The sequence below is a fragment of the Chryseobacterium sp. JV274 genome (assembly GCF_903969135.1).
Lineage (GTDB): Bacteria > Bacteroidota > Bacteroidia > Flavobacteriales > Weeksellaceae > Chryseobacterium.
Genome location: NZ_LR824569.1, coordinates 1562946 through 1581141 on the forward strand (window position 1 = coordinate 1562946; position 18196 = coordinate 1581141).

General features: G+C 33.8%; 22 protein-coding genes. 8 read left to right on the forward strand and 14 right to left on the reverse strand.

All coding sequences use genetic code 11. From position 1 onward, the window contains the following. Window positions 1-46 precede the first annotated feature (46 nt). The 4 genes from CHRYMOREF3P_RS07075 to CHRYMOREF3P_RS07090 form a co-directional block, all read right to left on the reverse strand. Window positions 47-1150 carry an HlyD family secretion protein gene (locus CHRYMOREF3P_RS07075; protein ID WP_077418458.1) on the reverse strand — a complete coding sequence of 368 codons (1104 nt, stop codon included), beginning with the start codon at window positions 1148-1150 and terminating at the stop codon, window positions 47-49. Window positions 1151-1166: 16 nt separating this feature from the next. Further along, on the reverse strand, window positions 1167-2480 hold the full coding sequence (locus CHRYMOREF3P_RS07080; RefSeq protein ID WP_180564220.1) for a TolC family protein: 1314 nt from the start codon (window positions 2478-2480) through the stop codon (window positions 1167-1169). Next, window positions 2464-3102 carry a TetR/AcrR family transcriptional regulator gene (locus CHRYMOREF3P_RS07085; RefSeq protein ID WP_180564221.1) on the reverse strand — a complete coding sequence of 213 codons (639 nt, stop codon included), beginning with the start codon at window positions 3100-3102 and terminating at the stop codon, window positions 2464-2466. The genes CHRYMOREF3P_RS07080 and CHRYMOREF3P_RS07085 overlap by 17 nt, the downstream gene beginning before the upstream one ends. A gap of 286 nt (window positions 3103-3388) precedes the next feature. After that, window positions 3389-4507: an ATP-binding protein gene (locus tag CHRYMOREF3P_RS07090; protein WP_180564222.1), complete on the reverse strand. Its 1119-nt coding sequence runs from the start codon at window positions 4505-4507 to the stop codon at window positions 3389-3391. Between the two features lie 250 nt (window positions 4508-4757). Between CHRYMOREF3P_RS07090 and mdlD the strand changes: the two genes are divergently transcribed. The 4 genes from mdlD (at window position 4758) to CHRYMOREF3P_RS07110 (ending at window position 9230) form a co-directional block, all read left to right on the forward strand. Next, a complete protein-coding gene (gene mdlD / locus CHRYMOREF3P_RS07095; protein WP_180564223.1) occupies window positions 4758-6077 on the forward strand; it encodes an NAD(P)-dependent benzaldehyde dehydrogenase MdlD in 1320 nt (439 codons plus the stop codon). Between the two features lie 197 nt (window positions 6078-6274). Continuing rightward, window positions 6275-7582 (forward strand): membrane protein, encoded by a 1308-nt coding sequence (locus CHRYMOREF3P_RS07100; protein WP_047387668.1) that lies wholly within the window; start codon window positions 6275-6277, stop codon window positions 7580-7582. 1 nt (window position 7583) lies between these two features. After that, entirely contained in the window at window positions 7584-8174 is a 591-nt protein-coding gene (lptC, locus tag CHRYMOREF3P_RS07105; protein ID WP_034699921.1) for an LPS export ABC transporter periplasmic protein LptC, read from the forward strand. 12 nt (window positions 8175-8186) lie between these two features. Continuing rightward, complete coding sequence (locus CHRYMOREF3P_RS07110) at window positions 8187-9230, forward strand: anhydro-N-acetylmuramic acid kinase (RefSeq protein ID WP_180564224.1); 1044 nt, start codon at window positions 8187-8189, stop codon at window positions 9228-9230. A 49-nt stretch (window positions 9231-9279) separates the two neighbouring features. Here the strand turns inward: CHRYMOREF3P_RS07110 and CHRYMOREF3P_RS07115 are convergent, their stop codons facing one another. Then, complete coding sequence (locus tag CHRYMOREF3P_RS07115) at window positions 9280-9669, reverse strand: hypothetical protein (protein WP_047387661.1); 390 nt, start codon at window positions 9667-9669, stop codon at window positions 9280-9282. A gap of 143 nt (window positions 9670-9812) precedes the next feature. Here CHRYMOREF3P_RS07115 and CHRYMOREF3P_RS07120 point away from each other — a divergent pair, with 143 nt between their 5' ends. Further along, window positions 9813-10955 (forward strand): tyrosine-type recombinase/integrase, encoded by a 1143-nt coding sequence (locus tag CHRYMOREF3P_RS07120; protein ID WP_180564225.1) that lies wholly within the window; start codon window positions 9813-9815, stop codon window positions 10953-10955. A gap of 30 nt (window positions 10956-10985) precedes the next feature. Here CHRYMOREF3P_RS07120 and CHRYMOREF3P_RS07125 read toward each other — a convergent pair whose 3' ends face one another. The 5 genes from CHRYMOREF3P_RS07125 to CHRYMOREF3P_RS07145 all read right to left on the reverse strand — a co-directional run bounded on the left by CHRYMOREF3P_RS07125 (window position 10986) and on the right by CHRYMOREF3P_RS07145 (window position 13244). Beyond that, window positions 10986-11309 carry a hypothetical protein gene (locus CHRYMOREF3P_RS07125; protein WP_180564226.1) on the reverse strand — a complete coding sequence of 108 codons (324 nt, stop codon included), beginning with the start codon at window positions 11307-11309 and terminating at the stop codon, window positions 10986-10988. Between the two features lie 210 nt (window positions 11310-11519). Then, entirely contained in the window at window positions 11520-11825 is a 306-nt protein-coding gene (locus CHRYMOREF3P_RS07130) for a hypothetical protein (RefSeq protein ID WP_180564227.1), read from the reverse strand. A gap of 20 nt (window positions 11826-11845) precedes the next feature. Continuing rightward, window positions 11846-12148 carry a hypothetical protein gene (locus CHRYMOREF3P_RS07135; RefSeq protein WP_180564228.1) on the reverse strand — a complete coding sequence of 101 codons (303 nt, stop codon included), beginning with the start codon at window positions 12146-12148 and terminating at the stop codon, window positions 11846-11848. Window positions 12149-12150: 2 nt separating this feature from the next. Beyond that, entirely contained in the window at window positions 12151-12651 is a 501-nt protein-coding gene (locus CHRYMOREF3P_RS07140; RefSeq protein WP_180564229.1) for a hypothetical protein, read from the reverse strand. A 47-nt stretch (window positions 12652-12698) separates the two neighbouring features. Beyond that, entirely contained in the window at window positions 12699-13244 is a 546-nt protein-coding gene (locus CHRYMOREF3P_RS07145) for a hypothetical protein (protein WP_180564230.1), read from the reverse strand. Between the two features lie 120 nt (window positions 13245-13364). Between CHRYMOREF3P_RS07145 and CHRYMOREF3P_RS07150 the strand changes: the two genes are divergently transcribed. The 3 genes from CHRYMOREF3P_RS07150 (at window position 13365) to CHRYMOREF3P_RS07160 (ending at window position 15728) form a co-directional block, all read left to right on the forward strand. Continuing rightward, window positions 13365-13550, forward strand: coding sequence for a hypothetical protein (locus tag CHRYMOREF3P_RS07150; protein ID WP_180564231.1), 186 nt, complete (start codon window positions 13365-13367; stop codon window positions 13548-13550). Between the two features lie 1198 nt (window positions 13551-14748). Next, entirely contained in the window at window positions 14749-15258 is a 510-nt protein-coding gene (locus CHRYMOREF3P_RS07155) for a hypothetical protein (RefSeq protein WP_180564232.1), read from the forward strand. Between the two features lie 5 nt (window positions 15259-15263). Beyond that, a complete protein-coding gene (locus CHRYMOREF3P_RS07160; protein WP_180564233.1) occupies window positions 15264-15728 on the forward strand; it encodes a protein-export chaperone SecB in 465 nt (154 codons plus the stop codon). 28 nt (window positions 15729-15756) lie between these two features. Here CHRYMOREF3P_RS07160 and CHRYMOREF3P_RS07165 read toward each other — a convergent pair whose 3' ends face one another. The 4 genes from CHRYMOREF3P_RS07165 to CHRYMOREF3P_RS07180 are packed head-to-tail and all read right to left on the reverse strand — an operon-like array spanning window position 15757 to window position 18196. Next, window positions 15757-16197, reverse strand: coding sequence for a lysozyme (locus CHRYMOREF3P_RS07165; protein WP_180564234.1), 441 nt, complete (start codon window positions 16195-16197; stop codon window positions 15757-15759). 16 nt (window positions 16198-16213) lie between these two features. Next, a complete protein-coding gene (locus CHRYMOREF3P_RS07170) occupies window positions 16214-17116 on the reverse strand; it encodes a DNA-methyltransferase (RefSeq protein WP_180564235.1) in 903 nt (300 codons plus the stop codon). Further along, the gene (locus CHRYMOREF3P_RS07175; RefSeq protein WP_180564236.1) at window positions 17113-17682 is read right to left on the reverse strand and encodes a hypothetical protein; all 570 of its coding nucleotides are present in this window, start codon (window positions 17680-17682) and stop codon (window positions 17113-17115) included. The genes CHRYMOREF3P_RS07170 and CHRYMOREF3P_RS07175 overlap by 4 nt, the downstream gene beginning before the upstream one ends. Then, window positions 17645-18196: a phage holin family protein gene (locus tag CHRYMOREF3P_RS07180; RefSeq protein WP_180564237.1), complete on the reverse strand. Its 552-nt coding sequence runs from the start codon at window positions 18194-18196 to the stop codon at window positions 17645-17647. The genes CHRYMOREF3P_RS07175 and CHRYMOREF3P_RS07180 overlap by 38 nt, the downstream gene beginning before the upstream one ends.

The following is an 18196-nucleotide window of genomic DNA, read 5'->3' on the forward strand; positions in this document are numbered from 1 at the left end:
ACTATTGACAACGAAGTTCGCCATTGACTTTCAACAATTTTAAATGTTATTTCAAAGCAACTTCTGCTTTCACGTTCATTCCTGTTCTCAGTCTTTTTGCAATATTCTTGTCAAGATTTACAAAATCGATTTTTATAGGAAGTCTCTGGACTACTTTTACGAAGTTACCACTCGCATTATCCGGAGGAAGAATAGAGAAAGTAGCTCCTGTAGCCGGAGAGAATGAACTTACCACTCCTTCAAATTCCTGATCAGGGAAAGCATCAATCTCGATTTTCACCTTCTGTCCTTCTACCATTTTATCTACCTGTGTTTCTTTAAAGTTGGCTACAACCCATTTCTGATCGTTTTTAACCAAAGCAAACAACTGTGATCCTGCCTGCAGATACTGACCTGCCTGTGTAGACACTTTTCCTACATGTCCGTCTTCAGGAGCAAGAATTACGGTATATGATAAATTCAATTTTGCATTTTCTACATCTACTTCTCTTTGCTTAGCAACAGATCCGGCAACACTGATTTGTTGTGAACTTGCGGCTGTCTGAGAAGAAGCAATATGGGTTTGCTGAGCAATTTGATTTCTCTGATCAACTAAAACCTGTAACTGTCTGTCTGCAGATTGTTTTGCAGCTAAAGCCTGCTCATATTGCTGTTCTGTAATAGAATGATCTTTTACAAGATTAGCATATCTCTTCAAATCCTGAGAAGTTTTCCAAACGTTTACTTTTGCCGCTTCTATCTGAGCATTAGCAGTTACTACTGCCGCTTCTGAAGAACCGATATTTTTAGAAGTAGCTGTTGTAGTAGCTTCTGCATTTGAAATATTGCTTTTAGCAGTAGATAATGCTGCCTGAGCCTGTTCAAGAGCCATTTTCTGATCTCTGTTATCCAAAATCACCAACGTATCTCCTTTCTTTACAAACTGGTTGTCTTTTACTTTTACCTGAGCTACATATCCTGAGATTTTAGAAATTACCGGTGACATATTGGAAGCAATCTGAGCATCGTCAGTTTCTTCATGATACTGTCCGTAAGTAAAGGCTCTGTAACCATAGAATCCTCCTCCGATTACTACTGCCGCTAAAATGATAGGAAAAACTAAACTTTTTTTCTTTTTAGGTTCAGCTGCCTGTGTATTATTATTTTCCATTTTGGTTTCGATCTGATTATTTAATTGTTAAAGTTCCTGTTGTCTGTAATAGTTTTCTGTATGCTAAGGCAGCATCTGCTTTAGCATTGATCACTCCAACGTTGGCTGCAATCTGAGCCGCATCTGCATCCAGTAATTCTGTCATGGTTGCAAGACCGTTGTCGTATTTATTTTTTGTAATTCTGTAATTTTCATTTGCCTGCTCAGCAGATTTTTCGAAAACAACAATTCTCTTTTTTGAATAGTCTGTATTCTGATACTCTCTGTTGACATCAAGCTTAATGTTATCATTCAATAGCTCATCTGTAGCGGCAAGTTGTTTTTCTCTCGCCTGCGACTGTCTTAATGAAGAGTTTTCTTTCCATAAGTTGGATAAGTTATAAGAAACCCCGATTCCTACATTGATAGCATTGTATACAGTAAGAAACTTAGGAATATCTGCGGCTACATAGCCTCCGGTAAATGCAATAGAAGGAAGATTTTCAGCTTTTGCCGCTTTTGATCCCAACTCTGCCGCTTTTCTCTGTTGTGCCAAAGCCTGTAAGTCCTTACGGTTTTCTCTGGCTTCAGTTACATAAAAATCAACAGGTTTCACATCTGAACCTTCTTCAATATAGTTTTCATCTACTACTAACTCTGTAGTTTCAGGAATTCCTAGCAACAAATCCATATTGATGTTGGCAATATTGTAGTTGTTCTTAGCTTCCAATAGCTGAAGTTCGATATTTGAAGTCTGAAGGTTTGCTTTTAATCTGTCATTTCTCGCAATCAAACCATTGTTTTCCATTTTAAGGAATGTTTCATCTCTTTTTTGAGAAGCAGCAAGGTTTTCTTCAAAAACTTTAATAGACTGATTGGCTTTAAATAAGTTGTTGTAAGCCTGGGCAACATTATAAGCAATCGCAATTTTGTCGTTCTCAGTGCTTAATTTCGAAGCTTCTACCAAATATTTCGCTGACTGAATACCATACTTGATTCTTCCTCCGCTGTAAATTGGAACACTAAGATTAGCTGAACCGTAAAGTACTTGATGTACTTCGGGACCTCCTGCTCCTGAAACACCCGGAAGTTTGATATCTACATTCGGTTTTATCGGAAGATACATATAGCTGCCTGATACTTTCAATTCCGGTAACTGTCTGTTTTTAGCTTCCAAAAGATCAGCTGTAGCCTCTTCGATCTTGGCTGCATCGATCTTGAGATTCTTGCTGTTCTGGATTCCCAACTGTACAGCTTCGTCAAGAGAAAGTGTTTTTTTCTCCTGAGCATTTGCATTTGCTATTCCTACGAATAGTGATAATGCAATCACTGAGTTATTTATTCTCTTCATAACCTAAAAGGTCTTTTAGTAAGTATTTAATATGTTTATTAAGTTCTGTATAGTATTTTGCATCAAAAGTTTCCTCATCCTCTGTTTCATTCAGAAACTCTTTATACATTTCTTTTGCATTGAATGCATAAAATAAGGTTCCGCTTATAGTGGAATGAAGGAGATAAATAGGTGGATTTTTGGTGAAAATTCCATTTTTAAGACCGCTTTCCAATATTTGTGAATACATAGAAAGGAATCCCATTTTAGTTTGTTTCAAAAATTCTATAATCTGAGGATTCTTACTATACAGCTGTTCTCTCTGCATAATCCTGTAAAAGCATTTTTGAGTACGGATCTTGTTAGAAAACTGATCGATTACTTTTTCAATCTTCTGCCACTCGTTGATATCGGTTCTTCCCAAAAGGTCTTTTGAAAAAAACTGACCTTCATTCATTCTGTATTCTACTAATTTCTCATAAAGTTTTTCCTTAGAGCCAAAATAATACGAAATCATAGAAATATTTACATTAGCATCCTTTGCAATTTCACGGGTGGAAGTTCCTTCGAATCCCTTTTCTGCAAAAAGCTTCTCGGCTGCGAATAATATATTTTCTTCTTTTGAAATCATGTTAGTGTTCATTTTTCAGGGCGCAAATGTACACAAGTTTTAACACAAATCAAACGATTGATTGATTTTTTAATATAGATTTAATTTATTGTAAAGAAAAGACGTTTTCTATAATGGGCACTGAAACTGCTGGAAAGCCTGTTTTCAGACAAAAACAACCTCAGAAAGCTTAATAATAATGGAGTATTTAGAGAAATTTCACTGCAAAATGTGAATCTTTAACACAATGTTAATGTAAAATGTATTAAAAAAAAGGAAAAACAGAAACAAAAAACTCCGGCTGCTACCGGAGTTTTATTTATGTGCTTTTGTGAATATATCTTGATAATTTTATGCCAAGATCGGTCCAGACAATTTTAGGATTTCCGTTTCGGGTAAGGTGCAGATCCGCAGTATTGATTTCTTCCAGAATACTTTCAATATTGGCGCCACTGATAAATTTTGAAAACCCTGCCCAATTGAAGCCGTTCGCATTAATCTTTTTATACACCAGATTTTCGGACTGATAATTCTGAAGTAATGCCAGTCTGAAGATTTCAGAACAGTAGTTCAGGAAATTTTTCTGCTTTTCCCTGTTCCATCCTGCTATTTCTCTTGCCCAAAGAATGATACTTCTCAGATACTCAGGTTTCTTTTTCACCATAAATGCATCTCTCACCCACTGTACAAAGAGCTTTTCGAATTCATTACTTTTATCTCCAGAATTCAACAGTTTTATGGCATCATTGAGATCTCCCTGCGCTTCATGAACAATCTCTTTCACTTTTTCTTCTGAAACAGAAAAGTTCTTTTTGAGATGGTTTTCAATATCTTCATCATGTATTCTCGGGATTTCTACAATCTGCGTTCTAGAAAGGATGGTAGGAAGAATATCATTGGTACTTTCCGCAGTAAGAAGGATGATTGTTTTAGCCGGTGGTTCTTCTAAAAATTTCAAAAACTTGTTGGAAGCGGCAATATTCATTTTATCAGCTCTCCAGACGATAAGAATTTTAGTTCCTCCTTCAAAACTTTTCAAAGAAAACTTCTGGTTCTGGTCATCAATTTCATCTGCGGAAATAAACAGCTGCTTATTTTCCGACTCTAAAAAAGCAGTCCAGTCATCATAGCTTGCATAAGGAGAAGCCATGATCATTTCTCTGAATTCATCAAATTTATTCTTACTTAAAGAATTTCTATTATCCGTAAAAACAGGAAAGCTGAAATGCAGATCCAGGTGATTGAGATGTTCTACTTTCGCTGCAGCATGTTCATTCTCACGATTTAGAATCTCTTTTGCATAGGCTAAAACCATAGGTAAAGTTCCGTATCCCTCTTTTCCTACAAAAAGTTGGGCATGGCTCACTCTGTTTTCGGCAATGCTTTCTCTAAGAATTTTTTTCAGATTCGTCTGTCCGGCGATGTTCTCCCAATTCATGTTTCAAAGATAAAAAATCTTATCTCAATTTATAAAATTAAGTCTGCTTAAAATGTATAAAACTATAGATTACAAATTTCAAAAGAGATCACTCCTATCCTATTATAGGAAATATCAATAATAAGATTAGAATAAAACTTAAAATTAAATTTTACACAATTTAATTTTAAGCAATAAATTTACGGAGTGAAATTTTTCGTAAATTCATTACGGTTTCACATCATTTTCAACTAGTAAAAATCATACACCAATGGATACAAACCTGGAACAAAAAATCAAAGGTATATTTCAACAGCAGAAAACCTTTTTCAAAACCAATAAGACTAAAGATATTGAATTCAGAAAAGCGCAATTAAGAAAATTCCGTAAAGTTTTTTTGCAGCATACGGATGATCTTTGTGAAGCCCTGTCTATTGATCTGGGAAAAAGCAGAAAGGAAGCAGAGTATGTGGAAATTCAAATTGTCATTAGTGAGCTGGATTATTTTCTGGAGAATATTGATGAATGGGCAAAACCAACTTCCGTCCCTTCAAAGCCACATCCATCAGGAGCTGAAGTGGTAAGCAAAGTAATGTATGAACCTTATGGTGTTACCTATATTATTGGCCCTTTCAACTATCCGGTTCAGCTTACATTCAGTCCGCTTATTGGCGCTTTGGTAGCCGGAAATACAGCTATTCTAAAACCTTCTGAAAATACACCTCATGTTGCCCAGGTTCTTGAAAATATTGTAAAAGAGTCTTTCGATGAATCTTATGTAGCAGTCATTCAGGGAGCTATTGAAGAGAATACTCTATTATTAAGCCTTCCTTTTGATTATATTTTCTTTACAGGAAGTCCGAATGTTGGAAAAATTGTGATGAAAGCAGCCGCAGAGCAATTAATACCTCTGGCATTGGAACTTGGGGGAAAATCGCCAACGATTGTTCACAAAGATGCAGATCTTGATAAGGCGGTAGCAAGAATATCTTACGGAAAGTGGATTAACTGTGGGCAAACGTGTGTTGCTCCGGACTATATTTACATCCATGAATCTATAAAGGGTGCATTTATTGAAAAGTTTAAAGCGCATTTAAATACTACTTATGAAGGTCAGTCATTAGGGAAAATCGGGAAAATTGTGAGCCAAAATCAAATTAAACATCTAGCCGGTTATTTGGAAGCAGCTCCTGAAAAAGTGATCTATGGGGGCAGCTATGATCTGGAAACCCGTCATTTTGAAGCTACTTTAATGGATAATATCACCTGGAATGATCAGGTAATGCAGCAGGAGATCTTCGGCCCTATTCTTCCTATCATGACATATAGTGATATTAATGAGGCTCTGGAAGAAATAAACAGCCGCCCAAAACCACTGGCATTATATGTTTTTACAGAAAACCAGGAATTTGCAGATAACGTTTTGCATCATACCACAAGCGGAGATGCGGAGATCAACAGTACAATTATCCATGTGGGTTCGCATTATTTACCTTTTGGGGGTGTAGGAACTTCAGGAATGGGAAAATATCATGGAAAGTTCAGCTTTGAAAGCTTTAGCCACAGCCGATCCGTGCTTCAGGTAAAATAATAAATAGAGATAATAAGTCCTATAAACTAAGGCTGTTCAATATAGAACAGCCTTTTTTATATAATAGAACTGATATTTTAACTGATGAAAATTTGCATTTTTCTTTGAAAGAAAGGCCCTTAACAAACTTTAACCACATATAATTTTTACAATTCATTAATATTTAAGATATTTGCGCATTGTTTTAAAAATAAAGAATGAAAAAAATCTTTGTAGTATCATTCATATCAGTTGGATATTTTCTAAATGCACAGAGTCTAAGCAACTCGCCTTATGCAACGTATGGAATTGGAGATGTGAAATATGATAATACGATCGAGACTACTTCTATGGGAGGTATATCAACTGCTTTTATAAGTGATTTCACTAGTAGTTTCAATTTTGCCAACCCGGCAAACAACGCCAATTTTGAACTTACGAGTATCAGACTGGAGGCTACCAATGAAAACAATTATTTCAAATCGAACTATAACGATATGAAATCTACAAAGCATTCTACGTATCTTTCCAATATTTCTCTTGCATTTCCACTATCTCCAAAAGTGAAAATGGGGATTTCATACCAGCCATACAGTTCTAAAAGTTACGATATCGTAAATGAACAATTGGCTGCAGACGGAACTCCAATGTATAAAAATAACTTTAAAGGCAGCGGAACATTGAATGCTGCACAGGTTGCTGTTTCTTATAAAATTAATCAGGAACTTTCTGTGGGAGCAAGAGCGAACCTTTATTTTGGAGACCTTAATGACCTTAATGAATTCCGTGCGTACAACCCTGCTACAGGTAGTTATGCTGGTGAATATGTTAACGGTTATCAAACTAAAAACAGAGTCAGAAACTTTAATTTTACGCTTGGTACAAGCTACCAGACTTTAAATACCCGTACTGATAAGAAATTCACAGTAGGAGCAACTGCTACTTTTGGTAACACAAGTAATATGACTACTGAATACGTCAACAGTACTTACAGATACTCTGATGCTCAGGAAACCAATAAGGTATATGAGACAATCATAGATCAGCAGGAAACAAAATCTAAAAACCTTCTTCCATTACAAGCATCCGTAGGGGTTGGATATGGAAGTGAAAACCATTGGTTCTTATCAGGACAGGTGGATTATAAAAAAGGAGAAGATATCTCTTATTTTGGTAAAACTTTCGACTTTCAGGATACGTACAGAGTTTCTGCCGGTGGATGGTACCTTCCTAACTATAATAACTTCAGAAACTACTTTTCAAGGGTAATCTACAGATATGGAGCTTTCTATGAAAGAGGAAACCTTAAACTGGAAGGAACAAGCATCAACAAATTCGGTATTTCTGCCGGGGTAATGCTTCCATTCAAAACAAGTAGTATCACAAGAATGAGTGGTCTGGAAATAGGTCTGGAAGTAGGTAAAAGAGGAACTCTTAAAAACAACCTGATCAATCAAAATTTTGTCAACCTGAAAATCGGCTTTAATTTTGCTGATAAATGGTTCCGAAAGACTCTTTATAACTAGAATGAATTTTTCAAAAAAAATATCATATAAAAATATAGCATGCCTTTTTAGTTGTGCTATATTTTTTATATTGACATCCTGTGAAGAGGATCTTACCAAAAGAAATGGCAGCCAAAGCAAAAATTTCCCTTCACAAATTATCAACAACGCCAATATTATACAGCGTGACTCCGGCTTTATCACTTTAAAAGCCAAAGCACCCATCATTGAAAAGTATGAGCTGATTGACAGCCCTTATGTAGTAGCCAGAAAAGGAATTGACATTGAGTTTTTTGATAAAAAGAAACCTAAAGTTCCGGGAAGGATTACAGCTAAATACGCCCGTATCTTTGAATATAAAAAATTCTACGAAGCCAAAGGTGACGTAAGGATAAAAACCAATGAAGGACAGAGATTTGCAATGCAGAGTATTTATTGGGATCAAAGAAAGAACAGAATCTATACTAAAGATACAGTATATGTTACCATGGAAGACGGCTCTACGCTGGTAGGCGCCAATGGAATGACTGCAAAGGATGACTTTTCAGAATATACTTTCTATAACAACTCAGGAGATTTCAGTTCAAAGAGAATTTCTGAGAATAAAAAATAATCCAAAAAAATAATGAAAGCTCTGGCTATTGGACTGATGTCCGGGACAAGTATGGACGGTTTGGATATCTGTCTTGCTGAATTTGAGAAACAAGACAAATGGACCTTTCAGATCCTGAAAGCCGAGACAATCCCCTATTCTGAGGATTGGGAAAACAAACTTCGAAACTCTATTCATCTTTCTGCTGAAGATTTACTGGAACTGCATTCAGAATATGGTTTTTACCTTGGCCGGCAGGTGAAAAAATTCATTCATAAGCATCAGCTCGAAAACATCAGCATGATTGCATCTCACGGTCATACGATTTTCCATCAGCCTAAGCGAAAATTTACCCTTCAGATAGGAGACGGCAGAGCAATCAAACTGGAAACAGGATTACCCGTTATCTATGATTTCAGAAGCCAGGATGTGCTGATGAATGGAAACGGAGCTCCGTTGGTTCCTATAGGTGATGAATTACTTTTTTCAGAGTATAACGCCTGCTTAAACCTTGGCGGGTTTTCCAACATATCTTTACATTCAGACGGAAAAAGAATCGCTTTTGATATAGCTCCGGTTAATATTGTATTGAATCATTTAGCACAACAAATCAACAAAAGTTTTGATGAAAACGGAGCGCTTGCTCAAAAAGGAGAAATAAATGAAGCTTTGCTGAACGATCTTAATACTTTAGATTTCTACCAGCATTCACACCCAAAATCTTTGGGAATCGAATGGTGCAATAAACATATATTTCCGGCTCTTAAAAACATTGAAATCTTAGATGCCCTTGCCACTTTTACGGAACACACCGCACAGCAGATCGCCAATGTTATCAATAAAAATAATATAAAGGATATTCTTATCACCGGCGGAGGTGCTTACAACTCATTTTTAATTGAAAAAATAAGATCAAAAACACAAGCTGAAGTGATTATCCCTAAAAAAGAAATCATTGATTATAAGGAAGCCCTGATCTTCGCTTTCATGGGTGTTTTAAAAGTAAATAATGAAGTGAATGTACTGTCTTCTGCTACAGGAAGTTCCTATGACCACTGTTCAGGGGTCATTGCATAACAATTTTCATATCAAAATAAAAAAACCTTCAAAAATGAAGGTTTTTTTGTTATTTATAGGCTTCGATTTTATCGGTAAGCGTATTGATAAAGTTCTGTAAAGGTTTTTCCACCATCATTTTGATGAATGGATTGAATTTTCCCTCGAATAACATCTGAACTTCAGTCTGATTATCACTGATTGGGTTTAAAGTTGCTGTTAATGTGAAATCCAAGCTTGAACTTGCAGATTTTAAAACAGCTTTCTGATCATCTACTTCGTCTATTTTTAACGCGATTTCCGGCATTCCCTGTAATCCGAATTTAAATCCGTTATCTCTTGTTTCAAATTTTTGAAGACCATCCGGCATAAAATCTTTATAGTTTTCAGGTGATTTTAACAACTCGGTAAGTTCTTTAGATGATTTATTGACAATAATCTTTCGTCCTTCTAAATTCATTTTTTATTTTTGTATTTAAATTCTTAACTATTACAAATGTATAAAGTTTTTGCGTACCTTTACTATTAACTGATAATCAATACTTTATTTACTACATAAATTTTTGATAGTAAAAAATAGTAAAAACCCAAAACATACATTACATGAAAAATTTCGAAGTACGAGTGTTTTCATCTAAAAACATGGATGAAAAATGGTACGTCTACATTTACCACAATAGCAAAATTATAAAAAAAATCTACAAAGGCATCAACTCTGAGCGTTCTTTTGAAGAAAGAATGATAAAGGCTGAAACTTTAAAGAGGATTATCGAAAAAGAAATCAATGAAGGATGGAATCCTCAGTCCAAAAAGAAGAACCAATCAATGACGATATTCCAAGCATTGGAATTTGGTCTTGATAAAAAGAAGGCATCTTTAGCCTCCGGATCATATGGTGAATATTCTATTGCAGTGAATATTTTTAAGCACTATGGAGCTATAGAAGGATTCGACAAAATTTCTATTCAAAATTGCGAGCGTTATCACATTAAGACCATTTTAAATGCTGCAAGAAATGACAGGAGTTGGTCATCTATGAATTATAATAAAACATTAAGAAGGTATAGTTCTATCTTCTCCGAGTTAATTGAGTGGGAAATAATCACATCTAATCCAGCTAGAGATATTAAGTCTTTGAAAGAAGAGAATAGAGGTGGATATGAAGTCATGACAAAGAAAGAGCAAAAAAAGGCGTTTAGTCATTTGAAAAAGCTAAACTTCAATTACTACGTTTTTTGTTCAATAGTTTATTATATGGGAATACGTCCAGGTGAATTACTACGATTGAGATGTAAGGACGTGGATGTTGAAAGGAAGATAATTAAAATTAATTCGGTGTATTCCAAAACAAAAAAAACAAGAGTTGTTCCAATTATAGGAACAATAAAGAAGCTAATATATTCTTTTGATCTTTCAGATCCTGATTTATTTCTTTTTGGACACCCTATCCCTGGCAAATTGCCATTTTTGAAAGAAAATTTCTTCTGTCCAAATAAGTATCAGTTTGATAGGGCTTACCCTACTAAATTATGGAAAAGGGAAATAATTGATGGATTAAAAATTAATAAGAAATTGTATTCAAACAAGCATAAAGGCGCAAGTGATAAGCTTAGAGCAGGTATAGATATTGAAACTATTGCGGCAATTTTTGGACATTCAAGACAAAAAATGACAGAGTTGTATGCAGATTATATAAAAGAACTTCGTTTCGAGAAGGCGCAAAATGTTGTATTAGACGAGTATTAAACTTAAGGCGTAGCTAAAATGTTACGCCTTTTATTTTGGTATTCTAGAATCTTTCCGTATCCATTCAATACCATCAATAGGATGGTCTTTTGTAAGTATTAAATCCGGCTTAATAGGCTTTTGCAATACTATTTGTGTTTCCTGTTTTTTACCAACCTCAATACCTCTTAAAATGATTGAGAAAGTAACCTGTTCACCTATTTTTAAGAATCCAGTTCTGAATGCAAGTTTATTGTATGCATAAATATCTAGCAGCTGATCTTTTTCAAATGACTTTATCCTGATGATTCTCTCTGTAAAATCATCTTTTTCAGTTTCTTCAAAAATTTTCAAAACAACACCAGAAATTTGCATAATTAAATTTACAATTTTCCGGCAAAGCAAAACCCTTTATACGTCAGAACTTGACGCATTAAAAAGTTATCCACAAAAAAATCCCCGACCTAAATCGAGGATATATTAATTACTAACTCATTTCATAGAAAATGAGAAATCAAATATAATATTTTAAATCAAAAATCCCCGGAAAACCGAGGATAAAACTAATAACCATGAAAACTCAAATTAATGAGTTGTATTGTAAATTTCGTTTGCCTTTTGAATCAAACTATTTGTAACATGCTTCCTATCTACATTATGGAAATATTTTTCCTGAAAATCCGGTGTATCTAAAGATGTTACATAAATCTTTCCTAAATAGTAAGAACTTGTAATATCAACATGGATATTTATTTCCACAAAGTCAAACCATTCAATAATTAAACTTTGTTGTAAAAGCTCAAACAAATCATTAGGCAATGGTGTCTGCGATGTTGTTCTGTCATGCGACCATCTTGCGAAATCAGCTAATGCATTTTTTGTAAGTATCATATTCTTATATTTTGTGGAGACTACTCCGTGGGGTTTAAATATTCAACTGCTTCCATAAAGGTATCTTTCACAGTGTAAAATTCATCAATTGTTGCTTTGTATTCAGGATCTAACATTATTCGCAGAAACCTACCCATTGATAAATCTCTAAGTTTAATCGCATCTTCTGTAGAATTAAATTTATGCACAGAAATATCGAATGTATAATCAGTTACAATTGAATTGTCTTTTTGCTGCAGGAAAACATTATCAACTTTCACTCTATTTCCAGTTAAATATTTATATAATGCGTTTTGATTTTTAACACTAGATCTAGTTCTCATCTCTATTCTTTTAGTCCTATAGCCTCTAAAGCGGAAGGGGTTAGTTCAATTCCTAAATAAGCATGAGCCAAAGCCTCTATTGTGTTTCCAATAAGATCACCGCCTCCCAATCCATTTTCGTGAACATTCATGAATTGAAACCTTTCTAAATAAATTGTCAATTTCAATGAGTCATTAAAAACTTCGTTTAATGCTGGTTTAGATCGAAAACCTTCAAACAAAATTCTATACTCCGATTGATAATACTCGTCTATCTCTTCCTGAGAACTTACATTTACCGGCATTCCCATGCATCCGCAATCTGAACTGTTACAGCATAATTGTAAAGGTTCTAAAATAACACCGTGTTTATCCATGGGCAAAAACATTCCCATCTTCAATGGCTGTTTTAGAAACTTAGTGTAGTTCGTTACTCGTACAACGAATTCAAGTCTAGCTTTATCACAGTCATACTGGTGTTCAAAATTAGAATAGACTTCTTCTAAAATTCGTTCTTGCTCCATAACAAAATCAGAAAGGGGGATTAGTTTCATGACTATTATAGTTTAAGTTATTTAAATTCTTTCCAAAATTTTAGCGCTTCATTTACTTGGTCGTTTGTTCCTACTTGAACCATTTTTGGAAGAAAATAATATTTTCTTTTTCTCACCAATGAATGCCTTTTTCTTAATGGGCCATATATAAGTTCTGGATATTCCTCCTCAAATCTTTCCGCTTCACTTTTTACAAATTCTTTATAGTTATCATCGTCTTCGTATAAGTAATAATATTGATCATCTATTGTCATATTACTTATTCTCTTATGTTCTAAAAATGTCTCATATAATATAAGATCAGGATTATATAATTTTTTATTAACCGCTCTTAACCCACTTGCGGACCAGTATTCGCCAAATAAATCTACTATATCTTTCTTGCTTTTAATAGTCGTTAACCATGCATCCCCTATTGAAATACCTGAAGCTGAAATGCTTTTATTGCCATTTACTTCAGCATGTGCGATAGCTTCCTTATTTAAATGTATCTCTAAGTAAGAATTAATAGTATTTTTAGATACTTTAATGTGTTTTATAAATATTTTAAAATTTGGTTTCATGATTGTCGTTTTATTATCACAAATGTATATCTTTTTAATATACAAAACAAATATTAAATGTTAAATTCGTAAATTATTTTGATATACATTTTTTCATTATATTTGTTGCAAACAAGGAACATGGCAAAGAAACAGCAAAACATAAGAATGAATGCCGACGCAAAGGCTATATTGGAAATAATCTGCGAAAAGCGCGATCATTCTCAAGCTCAGGTAATAGAAGAGGCATTAAAAAATGAGGCTAAGAAAGAGAAGATAACAAAAAAGCAAATTGAGGATCACAAAAACCAAACTCCCAACAAATAAAAAACCTCCCATGGCATTAGGAGGTTAAAAGTGTAAAATGAATTATGAGTTAAGATTTGGTGTTAAATAAGCTTTCATGATCACGTCAACCAATATGCCAAATTAATCACCTATTAATTAAATCTTTATTTTAGTGGTATATTTTATTTATTATACATATACGACAATAATAATTAACATCGTATGATCGCAAGCATATAAATGAAATTCATTCACGCATACATTTACTTTCTAATAATAAATGTTGTACAATCTTACAGTACAATCGGCTCTCCCCTAATAAGGAGAGTTTTTATTTCTACAAAAAACCCTCTACGCGGGAGGATACTTAAAAAAACTTGACTTGTTCTTGTCTCTTAAAAAAAACTCCGTAAATATACGGATAGACTGTAGTAATAACTCTACGGGAAACCGTAATGTAAGTAACGTTTTATTCTGTAGATTCACCAAAAATTATACAGAACGACATGTGTTGTCGCGTTGAAGTGTTATTTTCGCTATAATTATTGATACACAAAAGCTGTTTGTATTTCAAAAATGCGACGAAATAGCCTTCTAAGTAATCAAAATGGAAACAAATAGATAATATCAATAACCGTGTAAAATATGCCGCAGTATTACATTTTTTGTTTGTTGTATTGTTACAACAAACAATGTTATAACATTTTTTAGTACATGAATGAATCATCGGAACGAAAATTGCGTATTTTTGTTCACAGAAAGATACATGCATATTAAATTTAATTTGAATATGCAACATTTATTTAAAAAAACTAACTAATTAACCAATAAAACTAAAACAGAAGCCATATTAAATGTCGCATTCTTATCTGAAAAAATCACAAAACACGTATGATTCAGGTGATGTGTTACGGTCTAATAACATGTTTAATTCAAGTATACATTGTTATTACTACACTTGTATGCAGGCCATGAATCATGTTTTCCATATTAAAGAAAACCTAACAGATTCTCAAATTAGAGACCTATCTAAAACAAGTGAATCGCACAACAATGCAATCAATCGATTAGTAAAAATAATCGGATTAAGCTCAAGAAATGCTCTAACTGTCGATCTTATGAAACTAAAAGAAAAAAGACAATTAGCAGATTATAGAGAATTCCTTTTAGATGATGATGATAGCATTGAATCTAAAGGACTATGTGACAACGTAATGGTTCAGTTAAATAAAATATTATGAATAAGCAAATTAAATATTTATTAGAAGAGATTGGTAAAATTCTAAAAATCCATAAAGATCTTCTTATCAAATATGAATATAATTCAAATGTACATGTTCATTTTATTCTTTTGTATTCAAAAACATTAGATAAGGATACTATAAATGCCATTAGTGATAGTATGTATTTGAATTTTGTAGAATTTTTCCCAGATTCTATTGTAGCTATTTTTGACAATGACACTAAATACGAATTTAAGTTTGAAAGCTTATACGACAATACAAATGTTGATAATTGTGTTGTAAAAGTTAAAAACTATAGCTTAAAAACAGATACCATCTTAAGCATAAATAATTTGTCATGTGAAAATAATCAAAAAACAATAAATATTATTGATTATATTTCTAAAATTGCAATGAAATACAACACTGATTTCATCTACGAAGAACAACAAATTATAACTCCAAATATTGAGGGGCAAAAGAAATCCTGCATATATAATGACGAATTTGCCTTTGCTGCATAAATAAAATGAAAACAAACCTACAAACTATAATTTTAGCTGAAACTTCATTTAAGAGAGATAGAAGTATGAAGCCTGAAGACAAGCTTAAATTGAGCACAGAAATTGAAATTAAACATGGAATTGTGAAAGATAGTTTTCTTGTTGTTGAATTTATTTATAATGCTTCTTTCTATTACTCCAAAAAAGATAAAAAAAATAATCAAATAACATATTCATCCAAGCATGTTGCTCAGTTTGAATTAAGCGAATTTGATATTGAAAACAACGATGATTTATTATTGGCTGAAAGATTCTCTAATGTAAATGCCGCGGCTATGATTTTTCCATTTATACGAGAAAATATCGCAACAATATCTGCAAAAGCTGGCATGGCTTCGTTAATTATTCCAATTGCTAATTTTATAACTCTTTACGAAGAAAAAAAAGAAAAAGAGAGACAAAAAGAAGATAAAACTAAAAATGACAAATAAAAATTCCCCACCAAACAGCGGGGAATTTTTATTTCGCAAAGAACAGATCAGCCTCAGCCTTTCTTCTGCGGATGAGTCCGTTTAATGTTTTTCCGCCTGCGGTAATATATCGTTTTGTAAACCAATTTTTAATTTCTGAATCCGTTGCTTTTTTATTGATCAAAGAAAACAGAGTGTCAGATCCTCCTGTATTGTAAGTGTGAGAAACTAGGGCGTCAAACTGATTTTGATTAAGTGCTATTTTCACTTTCGAGTTCACTATCTTTTCATAAGTCGGCAAAACTGAAGCGAATAGCTCTGCTCCTTTTTCTTTTGTGATTGCAGGATCTTTCATGGTTACTTTCTTTCCTCCGGGATAGTAAGTGTTACCATACCCTATCGTCGGAATTCCTGCAGAATCCAGATAAGGCTTAGCGCTGAAGCCTTCAAATGATACAATCAGGTCTATTCCTTTTTGTGATGTTTTCATTTTATTCTATTTTAATTTAAACAACCTCTCTTTTAAACAACTCTTCTTGAACCGGAATCAAATTTTCAATTCTCTTTTTTCCTAATTCAAAGTACTCCTGATCAATTTCACTTGCTATTCCTTTCATTCCCATATTGTGTACTGCTTCCATACAGCTCATTGAGCCTGCGAAAAAGTCAGCCACTATAATTTCCTCACGTTGCTTTGATTCTGGAATAACTAGAGCTAAAAGACGTTCTAATAGTCGTACAGGTTTTTGTGTTGGATGGATATTATCAAAATGATTTCTTTTTACAGTTATAATACTTTTTTCTTTCATGCCATTCACTACCGACTGCATAGTTTTAACCGATCGGCATTGTTCTTTACTTACACCTTGTATTGTGGTATTAAATCCTCGTTTTTTATCATCACCAAACTTTACTATTTTTTTAGTCATAAATAGCTCTAATGCTTCCAATTCCTTTGTGTTGTTAAGTGCTGATTTAATTCTTTTAATGTCCTGAATTATGCCAGGTGTATTTTCTTGCTTAATCTCAAGATATGGCACCCGTACATTATTTATTGCTGAATTTCCAAATATCACAATGGTTTCATGACACCTGCTAATTGCATGCATAGAGGAAGTAGTGTAAGATTTGTCCCATATAATTTCCTCCTTGAAAGTGAGCTTCAGATCTGAAAGAATCGTATTCCAACGGTAAAAGCTTTCACCACGACCAAACATCACAATGAATCCGTTTTTTGTTAAAAGCCTTCTACATTCTGAAAAGAACTTATGTTCATCGAACGGTCTTTCGAGCTTCTGATTTTTCAAATACAAGTACGGAGGATCTATGCAGATCACATCTATGCTTTCATCTGGAAGTCTTTTCATTAATTCCAGGTTATCTTCGTTATATAGCTTAATGTTTTTCATTTCTTAAAGTATTTATAAATTCCAAATATTACGATTCCAACGACTCCCAAAATAGCCAGGACAATCCATAAACCGGCCTGAAATCCGGTAGCTTTTATTTCATTGGTTTTCTTTTCTACTTCCGAAGCTACCGCTTTAATTGTTTTTTTTGACACAAGCTCCCGAGCAGCATCTTGGATAATGTTTGTTTTTTCTTCGCTGGAGTTTTCTTTTTTATCTTCTTCCGACTTCTGGTAGTGATTGTTTATATAATAATCAGCGGTTCCACGAATGATAATACTTTGTAGTGTATCTCCGGAAACTACATTATGAAATATAAGTGGGTTTAAAGTGTCTGATTTCCCTTTAATGACAATATCTCCGGAAAAATCTTCCAGCTTCTTTTTAACTGTTTGGTCCGTCACTTTTTTTGTTGATTCCTTCACTGTTTTTTCTTTAACAGAATCCAATGTGACACGCTCAATATCTGTTCGGCCTTCATTAGAATAGAAAGACGTTTTATGCTTGGTCCTACATCCGAGCAAAATACTACTCAGCAGGATTATTATCAGTATTTTTGATTTCATCACTATTATTTTTAAGATTAAGATCTCTGATGTCTAATGTCTTATTGAACTTTTCGAATTTCTTCAAAAAAGCCAACGGAGGAAACTTACCGTCCGTGATGATTCCAATATTAACCAAAGCGTTTCCTGCTGGGTAAATGAAAATCATGATCTTACTTGCTACTTTGAAATAAACACTATCTAGGTCAGCGTCTGAAATTATCTGTATGAATGCTTCTGTTAAAAAGTAGACAAGAATAACAAGTCCTATTTTTTGGCAAAAACCAGTTATCATCTTTTTCGGTGAAAATGTCTCCAATTTCATGTGTTTCCATATTCCCGCCACTAAATCAGCAATAAGCGCGAAACCTAAAACGAAAATAAAAACATAGCTTTCAATGTACCATCCTGTAAGCCTTTCTGAAATAGAAAACCCAACTGCCGGAACTGCTGCCAGCTGAAAGGATGCCCAAACCTTCCCTCCGATTCCTCCGGAGTGTATGGTTATTAGGTTATTTGATATAAATTCTTTCAT

Coding starts and splice junctions, on each gene's coding strand:
- CHRYMOREF3P_RS07075 (WP_077418458.1), bottom strand. CDS start 1,150: ATGGAAAATAATAATACACAGGCAGCTGAACCTAAAAAGAAAAAAAGT.
- CHRYMOREF3P_RS07080 (WP_180564220.1), bottom strand. CDS start 2,480: ATGAAGAGAATAAATAACTCAGTGATTGCATTATCACTATTCGTAGGA.
- CHRYMOREF3P_RS07085 (WP_180564221.1), bottom strand. CDS start 3,102: ATGAACACTAACATGATTTCAAAAGAAGAAAATATATTATTCGCAGCC.
- CHRYMOREF3P_RS07090 (WP_180564222.1), bottom strand. CDS start 4,507: ATGAATTGGGAGAACATCGCCGGACAGACGAATCTGAAAAAAATTCTT.
- mdlD (WP_180564223.1), top strand. CDS start 4,758: ATGGATACAAACCTGGAACAAAAAATCAAAGGTATATTTCAACAGCAG.
- CHRYMOREF3P_RS07100 (WP_047387668.1), top strand. CDS start 6,275: ATGAAAAAAATCTTTGTAGTATCATTCATATCAGTTGGATATTTTCTA.
- lptC (WP_034699921.1), top strand. CDS start 7,584: ATGAATTTTTCAAAAAAAATATCATATAAAAATATAGCATGCCTTTTT.
- CHRYMOREF3P_RS07110 (WP_180564224.1), top strand. CDS start 8,187: ATGAAAGCTCTGGCTATTGGACTGATGTCCGGGACAAGTATGGACGGT.
- CHRYMOREF3P_RS07115 (WP_047387661.1), bottom strand. CDS start 9,669: ATGAATTTAGAAGGACGAAAGATTATTGTCAATAAATCATCTAAAGAA.
- CHRYMOREF3P_RS07120 (WP_180564225.1), top strand. CDS start 9,813: ATGAAAAATTTCGAAGTACGAGTGTTTTCATCTAAAAACATGGATGAA.
- CHRYMOREF3P_RS07125 (WP_180564226.1), bottom strand. CDS start 11,309: ATGCAAATTTCTGGTGTTGTTTTGAAAATTTTTGAAGAAACTGAAAAA.
- CHRYMOREF3P_RS07130 (WP_180564227.1), bottom strand. CDS start 11,825: ATGATACTTACAAAAAATGCATTAGCTGATTTCGCAAGATGGTCGCAT.
- CHRYMOREF3P_RS07135 (WP_180564228.1), bottom strand. CDS start 12,148: ATGAGAACTAGATCTAGTGTTAAAAATCAAAACGCATTATATAAATAT.
- CHRYMOREF3P_RS07140 (WP_180564229.1), bottom strand. CDS start 12,651: ATGGAGCAAGAACGAATTTTAGAAGAAGTCTATTCTAATTTTGAACAC.
- CHRYMOREF3P_RS07145 (WP_180564230.1), bottom strand. CDS start 13,244: ATGAAACCAAATTTTAAAATATTTATAAAACACATTAAAGTATCTAAA.
- CHRYMOREF3P_RS07150 (WP_180564231.1), top strand. CDS start 13,365: ATGGCAAAGAAACAGCAAAACATAAGAATGAATGCCGACGCAAAGGCT.
- CHRYMOREF3P_RS07155 (WP_180564232.1), top strand. CDS start 14,749: ATGAATAAGCAAATTAAATATTTATTAGAAGAGATTGGTAAAATTCTA.
- CHRYMOREF3P_RS07160 (WP_180564233.1), top strand. CDS start 15,264: ATGAAAACAAACCTACAAACTATAATTTTAGCTGAAACTTCATTTAAG.
- CHRYMOREF3P_RS07165 (WP_180564234.1), bottom strand. CDS start 16,197: ATGAAAACATCACAAAAAGGAATAGACCTGATTGTATCATTTGAAGGC.
- CHRYMOREF3P_RS07170 (WP_180564235.1), bottom strand. CDS start 17,116: ATGAAAAACATTAAGCTATATAACGAAGATAACCTGGAATTAATGAAA.
- CHRYMOREF3P_RS07175 (WP_180564236.1), bottom strand. CDS start 17,682: ATGAAATCAAAAATACTGATAATAATCCTGCTGAGTAGTATTTTGCTC.
- CHRYMOREF3P_RS07180 (WP_180564237.1), bottom strand. CDS start 18,196: ATGAAAGAATTTATATCAAATAACCTAATAACCATACACTCCGGAGGA.